Origin of the sequence: Actinomadura sp. KC345, from assembly GCF_004348515.1 — a bacterium.
GTDB lineage: Bacteria > Actinomycetota > Actinomycetes > Streptosporangiales > Streptosporangiaceae > Spirillospora.
The window spans coordinates 1-15317 of the sequence record NZ_SMKH01000028.1 but is presented as its reverse complement, the minus strand read 5'-3'; the positions used below and the strand labels follow the sequence as shown (position 1 = coordinate 15317).

Below are 15317 nucleotides of genomic sequence, written 5' to 3'. Positions count from 1 at the left end.
GGTGTGACGAACAGGAGTCAACGTGATTCAGCAGGAGTCGCGACTCAAGGTCGCCGACAACACGGGTGCGAAGGAGATCCTTTGCATCCGGGTTCTCGGCGGCTCGGGTAGGCGCTACGCGGGAGTCGGCGACATCATCGTCGCGACGGTGAAGGACGCCCTTCCCGCCGCGGGCGTGAAGAAGGGTGACATCGTCAAGGCCGTCATCGTGCGCACCCGCAAGGAGCGCAGGCGCCCGGACGGCTCCTACATCCGCTTCGACGAGAACGCGGCCGTGCTCATCAAGGACGGCGGCGACCCCCGCGGCACCCGAATCTTCGGCCCGGTGGGCCGTGAACTGCGCGAGAAGAAGTTCATGCGCATCATCTCGCTCGCGCCGGAGGTGCTCTGATGAAGATCCGCAAGGGTGACGAGGTCATCGTTCTCGCCGGCAAGGACAAGGGCGCGACGGGCAAGGTCCTGCGCGTCTACCCGCGCCGGGAGCGCGTCGTCGTCGAGGGCGTCAACCTCATGACCAAGAACATCAAGGCCGACCAGCAGCGCGCCGGCGCCGAGAGCGGCCGCATCACGATGGAGGCGCCGCTGCACGTCAGCAACGTCGCCATCGTGGAGGACGGCAAGCCGGTACGGGTCGGTTACCGCATCAACGATGACGGCACGAAGGTTCGGATCTCGCGCCGTAGCGGTAAGGAGATCTGAGACCGATGACCGAGACCGCAACCGAGCGTCCCGTCCCGGCGCCGAGGCTGAAGCTCCGCTACCGCGAGGAGATCGCGGGGCAGATGCGCGAGCAGTTCGGCTACGCCAACGTCATGCAGATCCCCACGCTGACCAAGATCGTGGTCAACATGGGCGTCGGCGACGCGGCCAAGGACGCCAAGCTGATCGACGGCGCGATCCGCGACCTGTCGCTGATCACCGGCCAGAAGCCGACCGTGAACCGGGCCAAGAAGTCCATCGCGCAGTTCAAGCTGCGCGAGGGCATGCCGATCGGCGCGCACGCCACGCTGCGCGGCGACCGGATGTGGGAGTTCCTGGACCGGCTGCTCGCGACCGCGCTGCCCCGTATCCGTGACTTCCGCGGCCTGTCGCCGAAGCAGTTCGACGGCAACGGCAACTACACCTTCGGGCTGACCGAGCAGGTCATGTTCCACGAGGTCGACCCGGACAAGGTCGACCGGCAGCGGGGCATGGACATCACGGTCGTGACGACCGCGAAGAACGACGATGAGGGCCGGGCGCTGCTCAAGCTCCTGGGCTTCCCCTTCAAGGAGAGCTGAGCACATGGCGAAGAAGTCGCTGATCGCCAAGGCGGCGCGGAAGCCGAAGTTCGGTGTGCGCGGGTACACTCGCTGCTCGCGCTGCGGGCGTCCGCGCTCGGTCTACCGGAAGTTCGGCCTGTGCCGCGTCTGCTTCCGGGAGATGGCCCACCGCGGCGAGCTGCCTGGCATCACCAAGTCCAGCTGGTGACCGCGTCCCCGGGGAGGGTTTTCCCGGGGAGCGGGCTCCGGCCAGTAATGACCGACCGGGCACCCGTGAGGTGCCCATGACCGCGCCGAAGGTCCACGGGTTCCATCGACCCGAGGAAACCGCGGCGAGGAGGGCCAGCAGGCCATGACGATGACCGACCCGATCGCAGACATGCTGACGCGTCTGCGGAACGCGAATTCGGCGTATCACGACCAGGTGGCGATGCCGTACTCGAAGATCAAGGCGCACATCGCCGAGATTCTCCAGCAGGAGGGCTACATCACCGGCTGGAGCGTGGAGGACGCCGAGGTCGGCAAGAAGCTCAACATCGAGCTGAAGTTCGGCCCGACCCGGGAGCGCTCGATCGCCGGGATCAAGCGCGTCTCGAAGCCGGGTCTGCGCGTGTACGCGAAGAAGGACAACCTGCCCAGGGTCCTCGGCGGGCTGGGCGTCGCGATCATCTCGACGTCCTCCGGCCTGATGACCGACCGGCAGGCGGGCAAGCGCGGCGTGGGCGGCGAAGTCCTCGCCTACGTCTGGTGAGGGGAGGGCTCTAGAAAATGTCTCGAATCGGACGTCACCCCATCACCGTGCCCAGCGGTGTCGAGGTCGACATCGACGGCCGCGAGGTCACCGTCAAGGGGCCGAAGGGCACGCTGTCGCACACCATCGCCGAGCCCATCGAGGTTCAGATGGAGGACGGCACCCTGACCGTGACCCGGCCGAACGACATCAACAAGGTGCGCGGCCTGCACGGGCTCACGCGGACGCTCATCAACAACATGGTCGTCGGGGTCACCGACGGCTACAAGAAGACCCTGGTCATCCAGGGCGTCGGTTACCGTGTGGTGGCCAAGGGCCAGAACCTGGAGTTCTCGCTCGGGTACAGCCACACGATCACCGTCGAGCCCCCCGAGGGGATCAGCTTCACGGTGGAGCGGCCGACCCAGCTGGTCGTCGAGGGCATCGACAAGCAGAAGGTCGGCGAGGTCGCCGCCAACATCCGCAAGCTGCGCAAGCCCGACCCCTACAAGGGCAAGGGCGTGCGGTACGAGGGTGAGTACGTCCGCCGCAAGGTCGGAAAGGCTGGTAAGTAACCATGGCAGGCACCAAGAGCCTCGCCGGCAAGGCCACGAGCCGTCGTGCCCTTTCCCGCAGGCGCCGGCACCTGCGGGTGCGCAAGAGGGTCCTCGGCACCGCCGTGCGTCCCCGCCTGGTCGTGACCCGCTCCAGCCGGCACGTGTTCGTCCAGGTCATCGACGACGACAAGGGCCACACGCTGGCCAGCGCGTCGACGATGGAGGCGGACCTGCGCGCCGACTCCGGCGACAAGACCGCCAAGTCCCGCAAGGTCGGCGAGCTCGTCGCCCGGCGGGCCCAGGACGCCGGGGTGTCCGCGGTCGTGTTCGACCGCGGCGGCAACAAGTACCACGGCCGCATCGCCGCCGTCGCGGACGGTGCGCGCGAAGGGGGCCTGGAAGTCTGATGCCCCGGGATATGGCTAACGAGAGGAACCACTGATGGCAGCGCAGAGGCGTGGCGGCGGTCAGGGTGGCGACCGTCGCGACCGCCGCGACGACCGCCGCGGTGGCGCCGACAAGGGCCAGTCGTACATCGAGAAGGTCGTGGCGATCAACCGTGTCGCCAAGGTCGTCAAGGGCGGGCGTCGCTTCAGCTTCACCGCCCTGGTGATCGTCGGTGACGGCAACGGCACCGTCGGCGTCGGCTACGGCAAGGCCAAGGAGGTGCCCGCGGCGATCGCCAAGGGCGTCGAGGAGGCCAAGAAGCACTTCTTCAAGGTGCCGCGGATCCAGGGCACCATCCCGCACCTGGTGCAGGCGCGGGATGCGGCGGGCGAGGTCCTGCTGCGTCCGGCGAGCCCCGGTACCGGTGTGATCGCGGGTGGCCCGGTGCGCGCGGTGCTGGAGGCCGCCGGCATCCAGGACGTGCTGAGCAAGTCGCTCGGCAGCGACAACGCGATCAACATCGTGCACGCGACGATCGCGGGCCTGAAGGCGCTCAAGCGTCCCGAGGAGATCGCGGCCAAGCGCGGCCTGCCGATCGAGGACGTCGCGCCGGCCGCGATGCTGCGGGCCCGCGCCGCGGGCAGCGAGCCGAGGCCGGAGGTCGCGAACACATGAGCAATCTGAAGATCACGCAGACGAAGTCGGTGATCAGCGAGAAGCAGAACCAGCGTGACACGCTGCGCACCCTCGGTCTGAAGAAGATCGGGCAGAGCGTGGTCCGGGAGGACCGCCCGGAGGTGCTCGGCATGATCCGGACGGTGTCGCACCTGGTCACCGTCGAGGAGGTCGACTGACATGGCGGCTGATCTCGGTAAGAAGGACGACGCCACCGAGACCGAGGGCACCCCGCTCAAGGTGCACGACCTGCGTCCGGCCCCCGGCGCCAACCGCCGCAAGACCCGCAAGGGCCGCGGCGAGGCGTCCAAGGGCAAGACGGCCGGTCGCGGCACCAAGGGCACCAAGGCCCGCAGCACCGTCCCCGTGGGGTTCGAGGGCGGCCAGATGCCGCTGATCCGCCGGGTTCCGAAGCTGAAGGGCTTCAAGAACCCGAACCGGGTCGAGTTCCAGGTGGTGAACCTGGACAGGCTCGCCGAGCTCTACCCCGAGGGCGGCGAGGTGACGGCGGAGGACCTTGCGGCGAGGGGCGCGGTGCGCCGCGGCCGTCCGGTCAAGGTCCTCGGCACCGGCGACATCTCCGTCGCGGTCCAGGTGAAGGTGCACGCCTTCTCCGGTTCCGCCAAGGAGAAGATCGCCGCTGCCGGTGGAACCGCGGACGAGCTGTAAGAGGGACACCTTCGATGCCGGGGCCGTGTTCGCCTTGCGCCGGGGGCCGGGAGGCCCCCGCGCCGGGCGGGACGGCCCCGGTCGCATCTGCTGTTAGAGTCACACGGGCGAAGGCGATCCGGGTGAGATTCCGCACTCCGGTATCTCAGCGGGTATCCTCCGCCCGAAATCATGGACCTGTAACCGGCCCCTCGGCGGCCATGAACTCGCCAGTCACGCAGGAGGAATGGTGCTGACCGCGTTCGCTCGGGCTTTCCGTACGCCTGACCTGCGTAAAAAACTGCTCTTCACGTTGTTCATCATCTTGATCTTCAGGCTCGGCTCGGTCTTTCCGACGCCGAACGTGAACGTGGAGGTGTTGAAGCAGACCGCCGACGCGGCCAAGGAGGGCAACCAGCTCTACGGCCTGGTCGACCTGTTCAGCGGCGGTGCGCTGCTGAGACTTTCGATCTTCGCGTTGGGCATCATGCCCTACATCACGGCGAGCATCATCCTTCAGCTGCTGACGGTGGTGATCCCGCGACTCGAGGCCCTGAAGAAGGAGGGCCAGTCCGGCACGACGAAGATCACCCAGTACACCCGTTACCTGACGGTCGGGTTGGCGATCCTCCAGGCCACCGGCATCGTCGCGATGGCGAGCACGGGGCAGCTGTTCCAGGGTGTCTCCGGTTCGGACGACATCCTGTACGAGACGGGTCTCTTCCCGATCATCACGATGGTGATCATCATGGTGGCCGGCACGACGGTCATCATGTGGCTGGGCGAGCTGATCACCGACCGGGGTGTCGGCAACGGCATGTCGCTGCTGATCTTCACGCAGGTGGTGGCGGTCTTCCCCGCCCAGTTCTGGAGCATCTTCAAGGCCAAGGGCGGCTTCGTCTTCGCGGTGGTGCTGATCGTCGGCCTGGCGATCATGGCCGGTGTCGTGTTCGTCGAGCAGGCCCAGCGGCGCATCCCCGTCCAGTACGCCAAGCGGATGGTCGGCCGCCGCATGTACGGCGGCACCTCGACCTACATCCCGCTGAAGGTGAACCAGGCCGGCATCATCCCGATCATCTTCGCGTCCTCGCTGCTCTACCTGCCGGTTCTGGCGACCCAGCTGTGGCCCGACACCAAGTGGCTGCAGAAGGTCCAGCCCTACCTCCAGCAGGACAACGCCTGGCACATGGCGGTCTACTTCGCCTTCATCATCTTCTTCACCTACTTCTACGTGGCGATCACGTTCAACCCCACTGAAGTTGCCGACAACATGAAGAAGTATGGTGGATTCATCCCAGGTATCCGCCCTGGTCGGCCGACTGCCGAATACCTCGACTACGTGCTGACCCGGATCACCACACCCGGTGCCCTGTACCTGGGGCTCGTGTCGCTGATTCCGATGGTGGCGTTCGCACTCCTGAACGCGACCCAGGAGTTCCCCTTCGGTGGCGCGAGCATCCTCATCATCGTCGGCGTCGGACTGGATACCGTGAAGCAGATCGAAAGTCAGCTGCAGCAGCGCAACTACGAGGGTTTCCTGCGGTAGTGCGTATCGTCCTGGTGGGCCCCCCTGGAGCGGGCAAGGGGACGCAGGCCCAGTTCATCGCATCTCATCTGTCCATCCCGAAGATCTCGACAGGTGACATCTTCCGCGCCAACGTGAGCGGCGGCACCGAGCTCGGCCGGAAGGCCAAGCAGTACATGGACCGCGGCGACCTGGTGCCCGACGAGGTCACGATCGCGATGGTCCGCGACCGGCTCGGGGAGGACGATGCGCGCGACGGGTTCCTGCTGGACGGCTTCCCGCGCAACGTCCCCCAGGCGGAGACGCTGAAGAAGATCCTCGCCGAGTGGGACGCCCGCCTCGACATGGTCCTGGAGCTGGTGGTCGACGAGGACGAGGTCGTCCGGCGGCTGTCGGGCCGGCGTACCTGCGACCGCTGCGGCCGCATCTGGCACGTCGACTTCGACGACAAGCAGGACGACATCTGCGACGACTGCGGCGGGCACCTGTTCCAGCGTGACGACGACAAGGAAGAGGTCGTCATGCACCGCCTTGAGGTCTACAAGCAGGACACGGCCCCGCTGGTGCAGTTCTATGCCGACGAGCACATCCTCGTCGGCATAGACGCGACGGGCCCGGTCGAGGAGGTCACCAAGCGCGCCTTGGCCGCCCTCCGTCCGCTGGAGAAGTGACCCAGGGGCCGCTGGGGAGTGACGTTGGAAGCGGGGACGCCGTGGAGGGCGTCCCCGCACCCGCCCGCCGGGGCCGCGTTGAGCGGTCCCGGCGGTCCCGTTCACGGAGAAGACATGTTTAGACGGCGCAGGCCCGCGATCCAGATGAAGACCGCGGAGCAGATCGAGCTGATGCGCGCGGCCGGGCTCCTGGTCGGCCGGACGCTGGAGGTGCTGCGGGAGGCGGTCAAGCCGGGGATCACGACCCTGGACCTCGACACGATCGCCGAGCGGCACATCCGCGACCACGGCGGCGTCCCGTCCTTCAAGGGCTACTACGGCTTCACGGGGACGATCTGCGCGTCGGTCAACGAGGAGATCGTGCACGGCATCCCGGACGGCGGGAAGGTGCTGCGCGACGGCGACGTCATCTCCATCGACTGCGGCGCGATCGTGGAGGGCTGGCACGGCGACGCGGCGATCACCGTCCCGGTCGGGGAGATCACCGCGGAGCTGCGGCGGCTCCTGGAGGTCACCGAGACGTCCCTGTGGCACGGTCTCGCGGCTGGAACGGCCGGAGCCAGGCTCACGGACATGTCGCACGCGATCGAGGCTTACATTCGCTTTCAGGGCGCCTACGGCATCGTCGAGGGCTACGGCGGGCACGGCATCGGGACCGAGATGCACATGGACCCGCTCATCCCCAACCACGGCGAGCCGGGGCACGGACCCGTCCTGGAGCCGGGGATGTGCTTCGCGGTCGAGCCCATGGTGAACCTCGGCACGAAGCAGACCGTGGAACTGGCGGACGGCTGGACGGTCGTCACCCTGGACGGGCGTTCCTCGGCGCACTTCGAGCACACGTTCGCGGTCACGCCCGACGGCCCCCGCGTCCTGACGGCCCTGGACGAGGGCCGGGAGTGGTTCGGGAAGCTCGGAGAGTAGGCGTCCGCCGGGGGTCCTCGCAGACGGACGGGACACCCGCCGAGGGGGGCGCTTGGGGCTTTCCTCCGCCCATAATGGGAAGTGATGCTTCTCGCTGACTGGAGGAACGATGGCGCCGAACCCTGACATGCGGGCGTCGGACGCCGACCGTGACCGGGTGGCGGCGAGCCTGCGGGACCACTGCGGCGAGGGCCGGATCACGATGGACGAACTGCACGAGCGGCTGGAAGCGGTCTACGAGGCCAAGACGCTCGGGCAGCTCGAGGAGGTCACCGCGGACCTGCCGGAGGAGGACCTCTACCAGCTTCCCGTCCCGGCGACGCAGCCGAAGAGCACCGAGTCGCCGGTCAGGGCCGCGACGCGGAGCGGCCTGGACGTCACCGGCAACCGCACGATGTGGGCCGCGTGGGCGTCGGTCAGCGGGATCAACTTCACGATCTGGCTGATCATCGCGCTCTCGACGGGCTGGGTGTACCCGTGGTGGATCTGGGTCGCGGGCCCGTGGGGCGCGATGCTGCTGATCGGCACCCTCTTCGGCGGCCGCAGAAGCGGCTGCTGACCCGCCTCCGGCGCTTACTCCACGTCCATCAGCGGCCGGTAGTTGCCGGTCGGGACGAAGTGCGTCGTGGCCGTGCCGTCCCGCCCGACGAGGTGGATGGCGAACCCCGCGGGTTCCCCGGTGACCGCGGCGCGGCCCGGCTGGGTCAGGTCGAGGAACAGCTGACGGTAGGTGCTGGGGCAGGTGGTGCACACGGTCCCCGCGAGCGAGCCGACCGAGCCGCGGTGGACGTGGCCGGAGATCACCCGGACCACCTGGCGGTGCCTGGAGATCACGGAGGCGAATCCGGCGGGGTCGACGAACCGCATGTCGTCGATGAACCGGATGCCGATCGGGAAAGTCGGGTGATGGGTCGCGACGACGGTCGGGGTGTCGGGGGCGTCGCGGAGCGTCCGGTCGAGCCAGGCGAGCCGGTCCTCGCTCATGTGCCCGTGCGGATGACCGTCCACGGTGGTGTCGCAGCAGACGAGCCGGACGCCCGCCACGTCGACCGCGTACTGGACGGGGGACTGCGGCGCGCCCCCGATCCCCGCCACGGCGGGGTGGTCCTTGAAGGCCTTCCGCATCTCGTCGCGGTCGTCGTGGTTGCCGGGCATCGGGTAGACGGGCATCGGCAGCGGCGACAGCAGCGCGTGCAGCCGCGCGTACTCCGCGGACAGCCCGCCGTCGGCGAGGTCTCCGGTGAGGACGACGGCGTCCGGGCGCGCGGGCAGGGAGAGCAGGCTCGACACGGCGGCCCGCAGGGCGCGGACCGGCCCGGAACCGTCGTCGACCCGCCCGTCGCGGCCGGCCGCGAGGTGGATGTCGCTCAGCTGCGCGATGATCGCCATCGATCCCCTCCCCTTGCCCAATCACCATCATGGACCCGCGGGCGAGGCGCCCGGTCGGCGCCCCCGGCCGCCGAGACGATCTTCGTGCCCGCCGGCCGCACCGTCCGACCGCGGGCCGCGGCCGTCAGGCGACGTGCGGGATGACCAGGGACAACGCCGAGGTGACCTCCTCGGGCGCGGGAGCCACGTCGGGGACCACGTCGCGGAGGGCGAGCCAGCCGTTGATCGCCTGGACGGTCGGCCCGGCCTCGATGAGCTGGGGGTCGTCGATGCCGTACCAGGCGGCGACCTTGGACCAGCGCCACAGCCGGTGGCCGGCGGTCGACATCTCCGAGGACGGGAAGCCGGTGACGCCGCGGGAGCCGGTGATCGCGTGCCGGACCGAGTCCAGGGATCGTCCCACCCGCTCGGCGATGTCGCGGATCGTCAGCAGCGGGTCGGCCTCGACCCGGAGGATGTGCAGGCCGGGCGCGCTGGACTCGACATGCTCCATCACCTCCATGATCGCCGCGGCGAGTGTGCCGCCGGACCAGGAGCAGGACGCGTTGCCCAGACGGGCTTCCGAGCGGGGCTCGTCGTTTGGATGGCGGCGGGTGGGGGCTGGAGGACGGTCGTCGTGCTCGGGCCTGCTGATGATCGACACCGTGACCGCGCCGTGCGTGCGGTCGAACAGCGGGTCCAGTTCGTCTTCGTACAGGGGACGGCTGAGGATCAGCGCGAAGTCATAGCTCGGCATGCTGATCCTCCTCGAACGTATCTCTCCCCGAAAGGTACAACGTCCCCGGCGATGTATGCTTGGGTCGGGAGTCGTCTCCCCACCCGTATCATGCGTTGATTTCGCATTGGGCGACCGGTTGACGTAGACTCCTTTGTCGGTCCGTCGTCGGCCGCGTGATTCCCTGTTCCGGACGCTTCGTGTGTCGTGGCGGTGGGTTGCGGCCGATTCTCCTCGGGGGAGCCGGGCCGAGTCCAATGACCCGACCAGTGAAGCGCGGAGGACATGCCCAAGAAAGAAGGGGCCATCGAGATCGAGGGCACCGTCATCGAGTCCCTCCCGAACGCCATGTTCAAGGTGGAGCTCGACAACGGGCACAAGGTGCTCGCCCACATCAGCGGCAAGATGCGGATGCACTACATCCGGATCCTGCCGGACGACCGCGTCGTTGTGGAGTTGAGCCCCTACGACCTCACGCGCGGTCGGATCGTCTACCGCTACAAGTAAATCCCATCCCACTGGGGTTGCCTTCCCCGTGCGTGGCGGCGCGGGGGTGACCCTGATCCCTAGGAGACCCAGTGAAGGTCAAGCCGAGCGTCAAGAAGATCTGCAGCAAGTGCCGCGTCATCCGCCGGCACGGCCGGGTCATGGTGATCTGCTCCGACCCGCGCCACAAGCAGCGCCAGGGCTGACGCCAGCCCGCACAACAGCAAGCGCATCGCAGCCTTCAACGCGGCCGTACGTCCTTGGTAAGGACGTACGGCACCGTCGTGTGGAGGACCACCCTCGGACCGCCGGAGGCCGAGGCCGCCACCCGGGCAGGGTGTGTGCGGAGGCGATGCGTCCATACCTCCGCGAAATGAAGGGAACTGCCCACGATGGCACGCCTCATCGGCGTTGACCTCCCGCGCGACAAGCGCCTGGAGGTCGCTCTCACCTACATCTTCGGCATCGGCCGCACGCGGGCGCTGGAGACCCTTGAGGGCACCGGGATCAGCGGCGACATGCGCGTCCACCAGATCGGCGACGAAGAGATCATCAAGCTTCGCGACTGGATCGAGACGAACTACAAGATCGAGGGTGATCTTCGCCGCGAGGTCCAGGCGGACATTCGCCGCAAGATCGAGATCGGGTGCTACCAGGGCATCCGGCACCGCCGCGGGCTCCCCGTGCACGGTCAGCGCACGCAGACCAACGCGCGGACCCGCAAGGGCAAGAAGAAGACCGTGGCCGGCAAGAAGAAGGTCGGCAAGAAGTAGTCCGCGCGGTCCCCGAGCGGGGCCGTCACCGGATCGATGACCTCAAGAGTAGAGAGAGCAGATGCCTCCTAAGAGCCGTGTCGGCGCCAAGAAGGTGCGCCGCAAAGAGAAGAAGAACGTCGCTCACGGGCACGCCCACATCAAGAGCACGTTCAACAACACGATCGTTTCGATCACCGACCCCAACGGCAACGTGATCTCCTGGGCCTCCTCGGGCCACGTCGGCTTCAAGGGCTCGCGCAAGTCCACCCCGTTCGCCGCGCAGCAGGCCGCCGAGGCCGCCGCCCGGCGCGCGATGGAGCACGGCATGCGCAAGGTCGACGTCTTCGTGAAGGGCCCGGGCTCGGGCCGCGAGACCGCCATCCGCTCGCTTCAGGCGACCGGCCTCGAGGTGGGCTCGATCCAGGACGTCACGCCCGTTCCGCACAACGGCTGCCGCCCGCCCAAGCGCCGGCGGGTCTGAGGCAGGGGAGATCTAGAACAATGGCTCGTTACACCGGTGCGGACTGCAAGCTCTGCCGCCGCGAGAAGATGAAGCTGTTCCTCAAGGGCAGCAAGTGCGAGGGCCCCAAGTGCCCGATCGAGATCCGTCCCTACCCTCCGGGTGAGCACGGTCGCGGCCGGCCGAAGGAGACCGAGTACCTGCTGCAGCTTCGTGAGAAGCAGAAGGCGCGGCGCATCTACGGCGTGCTGGAGCGGCAGTTCCACAACTACTACGTCGAGGCGAACCGCCAGCAGGGCAAGACGGGTGACAACCTGCTCACGCTGCTGGAGCGCCGGCTCGACAACGTGGTCTACCGCGGGGGCTTCGCCAAGTCCCGCGACATGGCCCGCCAGCTCATCCGCCACGGCCACATCCGGGTCAACGGCAAGAAGGTCAACATCCCGTCGGCCCTCGTGAGCGAGGCCGACATCGTCGACGTCAAGCCCAAGTCGCTGGAGTCGACGCCGTTCCAGGTCGCCAAGGCCGAGGTCGGCGACCGTCCCGTCCCGGCGTGGCTCGGGGTGGACGGCGAGAAGATGCGGATCTTCGTGCACTCGATGCCGGTCCGGCAGCAGATCGACGCTCCCGTCCAGGAGCAGCTGATCGTCGAGCTCTACTCCAAGTAGGGCTCAACGTCCGCCGGGGTCCCCGCGTGGGATCCCGGCGGTTCGGGGAACACTCGAGAACGCGGTAGTCAAATAGCGGGCACCGCGGAAAGAAGGCAGCACCATGCTCATCGCTCAGCGTCCGACTCTCACCGAGGAGCAGGTCGACGAGTACCGGTCGCGGTTCACCATCGAGCCGCTGGAGCCGGGCTTCGGCTACACGATCGGCAACTCGCTCCGCCGCACCCTGCTCTCCTCGATTCCCGGCGCGGCCGTCACCAGCATCCGGATCGAGGGCGTGCTGCACGAGTTCAGCACCGTCCCCGGGGTCAAGGAGGATGTCACCGACATCATCCTGAACCTCAAGGAGCTGGTGGTCTCGTCCGAGCACGACGAGCCCGTCGTGATGTACCTGCGCAAGCAGGGCCCGGGCGAGGTGACCGCGGCCGACATCGCGCCGCCGGCCGGTGTCGAGGTCCACAACCCGGACCTGCGCATCGCCACGCTGAACAACAAGGCCAAGCTGGAGATGGAGCTGACGGTCGAGCGCGGCCGCGGCTACGTCTCCGCCGCGCAGAACAAGCAGCCGGGCCAGGAGATCGGCCGGATCCCGATCGACTCCATCTACTCGCCCGTGCTGAAGGTCACCTACAAGGTCGAGGCGACCCGAGTCGAGCAGCGCACCGACTTCGACCGCCTCATCCTGGACGTGGAGACCAAGCAGGCGATGCTGCCGCGCGACGCGGTCGCCTCCGCCGGCAAGACCCTCGTGGAGCTGTTCGGCCTCGCCCGGGAGCTCAACGTCGAGGCCGAGGGCATCGACATGGGCCCGTCCCCGACGGACGCCGCGCTCGCCGCGGACCTGGCCCTGCCGATCGAGGAGCTGAACCTCACCGTCCGCTCCTACAACTGCCTCAAGCGCGAGGGCATCCACTCCGTGGGCGAGCTCGTCGCGCGCAGCGAGCAGGACCTCCTCGATATAAGGAATTTCGGCGCCAAGTCGATCGAAGAGGTCAAGCAGAAGCTCAACGACATGGGCCTGTCCCTCAAGGACTCCCCGCCCGGGTTCGACCCGAGCGCGGCGGCGGACGCCTACGTCGACGACGACCAGGGCTACGCCGAGACCGAGCAGTACTGACAATCCCGATTCCGGCGGCCGGGGCCCGTGTTCACAGACGCGTTCCCCGGCCGTCCGGAACCAGCTGACGCCGGTACCTGGTACGGCCGGCGCAGGAAGGAAGCACCATGCCCAAGCCCACCAAGGGCACCCGCTTCGGCGGCAGCCCGGCGCACCAGAAGCTGATCCTGGCGAACCTGGCGACGGCGCTGTTCGAGCACGGCCGGATCACCACCACCGAGGCCAAGGCCCGCCGGGTGCGTCCGCTGGCGGAGAAGCTGATCACCAAGGCGAAGAAGGGCGACCTGCACAACCGCCGCCTGGTGGCCAGGACGATCCGCGACAAGGGCGTCGTCCACGAGCTCTTCACCGAGATCGCGCCGAGCTTCGAGGGCCGTCCCGGCGGCTACACCCGCATCACCAAGATCGGCCCCCGCAAGGGCGACAACGCCCCCATGGCGGTCATCGAACTGGTGCAGGAGCCGATGCCGGCCGCCACCGCCAAGGCGGCGCCGAAGGTCAGCGAGGAGGACGTGCCCGCCGAGGGCGACGTCACCCTCAGCAAGGCCGAGCCCGAGGCTGAGGCCGAGGACAGCGCCGAGGCCACCGAGTCCAAGGGCGACAAGGAGTAATCCGCCCGCGTGACCTGGCCGAGCGTTTGCTCGATCTTCGTTAGGGCCCGCCGTTCCGAACGGGACGGCGGGCCTTGATCTTTGCCAGACTTGATCTCATGGTCATGGCAGGGGGGCGACGATCGCCGGGGGAGCGTGTCAGAAAGGTGCCCGATGAACTGGCTCATCGGGGGGAACGGACGGACGTTGCAGAGGGACAATCCGGCTGACATGACCGCACTGGTACGACTCCGGCTCGATATCTCCTACGACGGGTCGGGCTTCGCGGGCTGGGCGAGACAGCCGAACCAGCGGACCGTCCAGGGCGTCATCGAGGACGCGCTGGCGCGCATGCTGCGCCTGGATCCACCGCCCATGCTCACCGTCGCCGGCCGCACGGACGCCGGCGTCCACGCCCGGGGACAGGTCGCCCATCTGGTGGTGCCGGTCGCGGCCTACTCGGCGATCAACGGCACGATGCCGCGCCGCCTCGCGGGGCTGCTGCCGCCGGATGTGCGGGTGTGGCGCGTCTCGGTCGCGCCGGAGGGCTTCGACGCCCGCTTCTCGGCGCTGTCGCGCCGCTACGTGTACCGGGTGTGCGACAACCCCGTCGGCGTGGAGCCGCTGCGCCGCCACGACGTGCTGTGGCATCCGCGGCCGCTGAGCCTGGATCGGATGAACGACGCCGCCGGGCGTCTGGTGGGGGAGGCCGACTTCGCCGCGTACTGCCGCAAGCGGGAGGGCGCGACGACGATCCGGGAGCTGCTGCGCTACGACTGGGCCCGCGACGACCGCGACCCGTACCTCGCTCTCGCGACCGTGGAGGCGGACGCGTTCTGCCATTCGATGGTCCGCGCGCTCGTCGGGGCGCTGCTGATGGTCGGGGACGGGCGGCGCGAGGTCGAGTGGCCCGCGCAGGTGCTCGCCGCCCGTGTACGCGACTCAGGCGTGAATGTGGCGGCCGCCCACGGCCTGTCGCTGGAGGAGATTCGCTACCCGGGCTCCGAGAGCCTGGCCAGGCGCGCCCAGGAGACCCGGCGCGTCCGCACCCTCAACGCCGCCGCCGCGGCCGCCGCGATGGAGCGGGCCGACGAGCCGCCCCAGCAGGAGCCTTCCCAGAGCGACGAACTCCGTTGACTTGCGGCGTGTTGTTGTTATGGAACGCGCCATAACAACACGCCGCAACTCAACGCGGGGGGCGGGTCAGTTCTTGGCGCGGGCCTTGACCGCGCGCAGGTCGTAGTCCAGGAACTGGCGGGCCGCCTGCTTGATCACGGGGTCGCCGGGCAGGGCCTCCTTGCCGTTCGCCCACTGCACGTACGCGTAGGCGACGTACCGGCCGCGGACCGTGGTCGCGGCGTACCCGCCGGCCCGGTCGAGGTTCGGGGTGTGCTTGCCGCCCATGCCGCGGAACCACTCGTAATTGCCGGGGTCACCGGCCTGGCTCACCGTGAGCGCGGCCTCCTTCGTCGGCATGACCGCGAGCCCGGACGTGACGGCCAGCGAGCTGGCCCGGTGGATGAAGGTGGCACGGACGATCTTGCGGCACCTCTCCTGCCGCAGGGTCTGGAGCATCGAGCCCCTGGCCGCGTACGACGGGTCCCGGTTGAGCGACCAGCGGTCGCGGGTGAAGGTGCGTCCGCCGAGCGTGATGGCCTCGGTGGGGAACACCTCGCGGAACGCGATCGGCTGCGGGTCGGTGCGCTCGCTGTCGATGCGCGACGGCGGTCCGCCGTTGCCGGGCGACGGGTTGGCCGG

25 protein-coding genes are annotated in these 15317 nt (G+C 68.5%); 22 read left to right on the top strand and 3 right to left on the bottom strand.

The genetic code is table 11. The features are described 5' to 3' along the window. Nucleotides 1-22 precede the first annotated feature (22 nt). The 14 genes from rplN to E1281_RS07320 all read left to right on the top strand — a co-directional run bounded on the left by rplN (nt 23) and on the right by E1281_RS07320 (nt 7938). The gene (gene rplN, locus E1281_RS07385; protein WP_131876397.1) at nt 23-391 is read left to right on the top strand and encodes a 50S ribosomal protein L14; all 369 of its coding nucleotides are present in this window, start codon (nt 23-25) and stop codon (nt 389-391) included. After that, nucleotides 391-699, top strand: a complete 309-nt coding sequence (gene rplX, locus E1281_RS07380) for a 50S ribosomal protein L24 (protein WP_131876396.1) — start codon at nt 391-393, stop codon at nt 697-699. Before rplN ends, rplX begins: the two co-directional genes overlap by 1 nt. 5 nt (nt 700-704) lie before the next feature. Further along, nucleotides 705-1280, top strand: coding sequence for a 50S ribosomal protein L5 (gene rplE, locus E1281_RS07375; RefSeq protein ID WP_131876395.1), 576 nt, complete (start codon nt 705-707; stop codon nt 1278-1280). A 4-nt stretch (nt 1281-1284) separates the two neighbouring features. Further along, complete coding sequence (locus tag E1281_RS07370; RefSeq protein ID WP_131876394.1) at nt 1285-1470, top strand: type Z 30S ribosomal protein S14; 186 nt, start codon at nt 1285-1287, stop codon at nt 1468-1470. Nucleotides 1471-1614: 144 nt separating this feature from the next. Continuing rightward, nucleotides 1615-2013, top strand: a complete 399-nt coding sequence (rpsH, locus tag E1281_RS07365) for a 30S ribosomal protein S8 (RefSeq protein ID WP_131876393.1) — start codon at nt 1615-1617, stop codon at nt 2011-2013. Between the two features lie 17 nt (nt 2014-2030). Next, nucleotides 2031-2567, top strand: coding sequence for a 50S ribosomal protein L6 (rplF, locus tag E1281_RS07360; RefSeq protein WP_131876392.1), 537 nt, complete (start codon nt 2031-2033; stop codon nt 2565-2567). A 2-nt stretch (nt 2568-2569) separates the two neighbouring features. Continuing rightward, complete coding sequence (rplR, locus tag E1281_RS07355; protein WP_131876391.1) at nt 2570-2956, top strand: 50S ribosomal protein L18; 387 nt, start codon at nt 2570-2572, stop codon at nt 2954-2956. A gap of 31 nt (nt 2957-2987) precedes the next feature. Then, entirely contained in the window at nt 2988-3611 is a 624-nt protein-coding gene (gene rpsE, locus E1281_RS07350) for a 30S ribosomal protein S5 (protein ID WP_131876390.1), read from the top strand. Further along, nucleotides 3608-3790, top strand: a complete 183-nt coding sequence (gene rpmD, locus E1281_RS07345) for a 50S ribosomal protein L30 (RefSeq protein ID WP_131876389.1) — start codon at nt 3608-3610, stop codon at nt 3788-3790. Before rpsE ends, rpmD begins: the two co-directional genes overlap by 4 nt. Nucleotide 3791: 1 nt before the next feature. Further along, nucleotides 3792-4280, top strand: coding sequence for a 50S ribosomal protein L15 (gene rplO, locus E1281_RS07340; protein WP_131876388.1), 489 nt, complete (start codon nt 3792-3794; stop codon nt 4278-4280). Nucleotides 4281-4509: 229 nt separating this feature from the next. After that, on the top strand, nt 4510-5805 hold the full coding sequence (gene secY / locus E1281_RS07335; protein WP_131876427.1) for a preprotein translocase subunit SecY: 1296 nt from the start codon (nt 4510-4512) through the stop codon (nt 5803-5805). After that, entirely contained in the window at nt 5805-6455 is a 651-nt protein-coding gene (locus E1281_RS07330; protein WP_131876387.1) for an adenylate kinase, read from the top strand. Before secY ends, E1281_RS07330 begins: the two co-directional genes overlap by 1 nt. Nucleotides 6456-6569: 114 nt before the next feature. After that, nucleotides 6570-7379 carry a type I methionyl aminopeptidase gene (gene map, locus E1281_RS07325; RefSeq protein WP_131876386.1) on the top strand — a complete coding sequence of 270 codons (810 nt, stop codon included), beginning with the start codon at nt 6570-6572 and terminating at the stop codon, nt 7377-7379. Between the two features lie 109 nt (nt 7380-7488). After that, entirely contained in the window at nt 7489-7938 is a 450-nt protein-coding gene (locus tag E1281_RS07320; protein ID WP_131876385.1) for a DUF1707 domain-containing protein, read from the top strand. Nucleotides 7939-7952: 14 nt separating this feature from the next. Here the strand turns inward: E1281_RS07320 and E1281_RS07315 are convergent, their stop codons facing one another. Then, entirely contained in the window at nt 7953-8768 is an 816-nt protein-coding gene (locus E1281_RS07315) for a phosphodiesterase (RefSeq protein WP_131876384.1), read from the bottom strand. Between the two features lie 124 nt (nt 8769-8892). Continuing rightward, a complete protein-coding gene (locus tag E1281_RS07310) occupies nt 8893-9504 on the bottom strand; it encodes a hypothetical protein (RefSeq protein WP_131876383.1) in 612 nt (203 codons plus the stop codon). Nucleotides 9505-9768: 264 nt separating this feature from the next. Between E1281_RS07310 and infA the strand changes: the two genes are divergently transcribed. The 8 genes from infA to truA all read left to right on the top strand — a co-directional run bounded on the left by infA (nt 9769) and on the right by truA (nt 14696). Next, nucleotides 9769-9990, top strand: a complete 222-nt coding sequence (infA, locus tag E1281_RS07305) for a translation initiation factor IF-1 (protein ID WP_034519601.1) — start codon at nt 9769-9771, stop codon at nt 9988-9990. A gap of 71 nt (nt 9991-10061) precedes the next feature. Next, nucleotides 10062-10175 carry a 50S ribosomal protein L36 gene (gene rpmJ, locus E1281_RS07300; RefSeq protein ID WP_131876382.1) on the top strand — a complete coding sequence of 38 codons (114 nt, stop codon included), beginning with the start codon at nt 10062-10064 and terminating at the stop codon, nt 10173-10175. A 186-nt stretch (nt 10176-10361) separates the two neighbouring features. Continuing rightward, nucleotides 10362-10742 (top strand): 30S ribosomal protein S13, encoded by a 381-nt coding sequence (gene rpsM, locus E1281_RS07295; RefSeq protein ID WP_131876381.1) that lies wholly within the window; start codon nt 10362-10364, stop codon nt 10740-10742. Nucleotides 10743-10803: 61 nt separating this feature from the next. Then, nucleotides 10804-11205: a 30S ribosomal protein S11 gene (gene rpsK, locus E1281_RS07290; protein WP_021596710.1), complete on the top strand. Its 402-nt coding sequence runs from the start codon at nt 10804-10806 to the stop codon at nt 11203-11205. A gap of 20 nt (nt 11206-11225) precedes the next feature. Next, entirely contained in the window at nt 11226-11852 is a 627-nt protein-coding gene (gene rpsD, locus E1281_RS07285; protein ID WP_131876380.1) for a 30S ribosomal protein S4, read from the top strand. A gap of 103 nt (nt 11853-11955) precedes the next feature. Continuing rightward, nucleotides 11956-12969 (top strand): DNA-directed RNA polymerase subunit alpha, encoded by a 1014-nt coding sequence (locus tag E1281_RS07280; RefSeq protein WP_131876379.1) that lies wholly within the window; start codon nt 11956-11958, stop codon nt 12967-12969. Between the two features lie 107 nt (nt 12970-13076). Further along, nucleotides 13077-13580: a 50S ribosomal protein L17 gene (gene rplQ / locus E1281_RS07275; protein WP_131876378.1), complete on the top strand. Its 504-nt coding sequence runs from the start codon at nt 13077-13079 to the stop codon at nt 13578-13580. Between the two features lie 210 nt (nt 13581-13790). Next, on the top strand, nt 13791-14696 hold the full coding sequence (truA, locus tag E1281_RS07270; RefSeq protein ID WP_207943158.1) for a tRNA pseudouridine(38-40) synthase TruA: 906 nt from the start codon (nt 13791-13793) through the stop codon (nt 14694-14696). Between the two features lie 66 nt (nt 14697-14762). Here truA and E1281_RS40015 read toward each other — a convergent pair. Beyond that, nucleotides 14763-15317, bottom strand: a 555-nt coding sequence (locus E1281_RS40015) for a hypothetical protein (protein WP_165958816.1), incomplete at its 5' end; no start/stop codon positions are given.

Coding starts and splice junctions, on each gene's coding strand:
- rpsK (WP_021596710.1), top strand. CDS start 10,804: ATGCCTCCTAAGAGCCGTGTCGGCGCCAAGAAGGTGCGCCGCAAAGAG.
- rplX (WP_131876396.1), top strand. CDS start 391: ATGAAGATCCGCAAGGGTGACGAGGTCATCGTTCTCGCCGGCAAGGAC.
- rplF (WP_131876392.1), top strand. CDS start 2,031: ATGTCTCGAATCGGACGTCACCCCATCACCGTGCCCAGCGGTGTCGAG.
- E1281_RS07370 (WP_131876394.1), top strand. CDS start 1,285: ATGGCGAAGAAGTCGCTGATCGCCAAGGCGGCGCGGAAGCCGAAGTTC.
- rpsD (WP_131876380.1), top strand. CDS start 11,226: ATGGCTCGTTACACCGGTGCGGACTGCAAGCTCTGCCGCCGCGAGAAG.
- map (WP_131876386.1), top strand. CDS start 6,570: ATGTTTAGACGGCGCAGGCCCGCGATCCAGATGAAGACCGCGGAGCAG.
- E1281_RS07310 (WP_131876383.1), bottom strand. CDS start 9,504: ATGCCGAGCTATGACTTCGCGCTGATCCTCAGCCGTCCCCTGTACGAA.
- rpsM (WP_131876381.1), top strand. CDS start 10,362: ATGGCACGCCTCATCGGCGTTGACCTCCCGCGCGACAAGCGCCTGGAG.
- E1281_RS07280 (WP_131876379.1), top strand. CDS start 11,956: ATGCTCATCGCTCAGCGTCCGACTCTCACCGAGGAGCAGGTCGACGAG.
- rplQ (WP_131876378.1), top strand. CDS start 13,077: ATGCCCAAGCCCACCAAGGGCACCCGCTTCGGCGGCAGCCCGGCGCAC.
- E1281_RS07320 (WP_131876385.1), top strand. CDS start 7,489: ATGGCGCCGAACCCTGACATGCGGGCGTCGGACGCCGACCGTGACCGG.
- truA (WP_207943158.1), top strand. CDS start 13,791: ATGACCGCACTGGTACGACTCCGGCTCGATATCTCCTACGACGGGTCG.
- rplE (WP_131876395.1), top strand. CDS start 705: ATGACCGAGACCGCAACCGAGCGTCCCGTCCCGGCGCCGAGGCTGAAG.
- rpsH (WP_131876393.1), top strand. CDS start 1,615: ATGACGATGACCGACCCGATCGCAGACATGCTGACGCGTCTGCGGAAC.
- infA (WP_034519601.1), top strand. CDS start 9,769: ATGCCCAAGAAAGAAGGGGCCATCGAGATCGAGGGCACCGTCATCGAG.
- E1281_RS07315 (WP_131876384.1), bottom strand. CDS start 8,768: ATGGCGATCATCGCGCAGCTGAGCGACATCCACCTCGCGGCCGGCCGC.
- rpmD (WP_131876389.1), top strand. CDS start 3,608: ATGAGCAATCTGAAGATCACGCAGACGAAGTCGGTGATCAGCGAGAAG.
- rplR (WP_131876391.1), top strand. CDS start 2,570: ATGGCAGGCACCAAGAGCCTCGCCGGCAAGGCCACGAGCCGTCGTGCC.
- rplO (WP_131876388.1), top strand. CDS start 3,792: ATGGCGGCTGATCTCGGTAAGAAGGACGACGCCACCGAGACCGAGGGC.